General features: G+C 61.3%; 1 protein-coding gene. It reads left to right on the top strand.

Annotation, left to right across the window (positions count from 1 at the left end; all coding sequences use genetic code 11):
* The first annotated feature begins 50 nt into the window (after positions 1–50).
* The gene (locus GY725_04405; protein ID MCP4003418.1) at positions 51–557 is read left to right on the top strand and encodes a GcrA cell cycle regulator; all 507 of its coding nucleotides are present in this window, start codon (positions 51–53) and stop codon (positions 555–557) included.
* The last annotated feature ends 16 nt before the right edge of the window (positions 558–573 follow it).

Consider the following 573-nt stretch of genomic DNA (forward strand, 5'->3'; position numbering starts at 1 on the left):
AAGCCGTCTTGCGGGACGAGTGGAATCTGAGTCCAAACGAGGAGGCCAACATGGCTTGGACTGATGAACGAGTAGAACTGCTGAAGAAGCTCTGGGCGGAGGGACTGAGTGCCAGTCAAATTGCGGGTCGCTTAGGCGGCGTGACCCGCAACGCGGTGATAGGCAAAGTCCATCGTCTCGGGCTTTCGGGACGCGCGACGAGCTCGCGCTCAAGTGTGCCCCGGGCACGTGGCAACCATGTCCCGCAGCACAGCCAAGGGCCATCGCTCACGTTCGGTACGCGCGGCAACGTCGCGTTGAAGCCGAACTACGAGGAAGAATTCGTACCGTCGCCGGCACCGATCGAAGAACTCGTCATCCCCCTCCATGAGCGGGCGAGCATCGTCACACTAAAAGAGACGATGTGCCGTTGGCCCATCGGTGATCCGAGCGAGGAGAGCTTTCATTTCTGCGGCCGAACGAAGGCCGGGCCGATGCCATACTGCGAGCATCATGGTCGCCTGGCCTATCAACCGGTACAGGCTAGGCGCCGCGAGAAGCGTCTCGCGTCGGGCTAACGGTTTGCCGATAGAG

It is taken from the genome of bacterium, assembly GCA_024226335.1.
In the GTDB taxonomy this organism is placed as follows: domain Bacteria; phylum Myxococcota_A; class UBA9160; order SZUA-336; family SZUA-336; genus JAAELY01.

Excerpts from the sequence above, each read along its gene's own strand:
- GY725_04405 (MCP4003418.1), top strand. The coding sequence starts at position 51 with ATGGCTTGGACTGATGAACGAGTAGAACTGCTGAAGAAGCTCTGGGCG.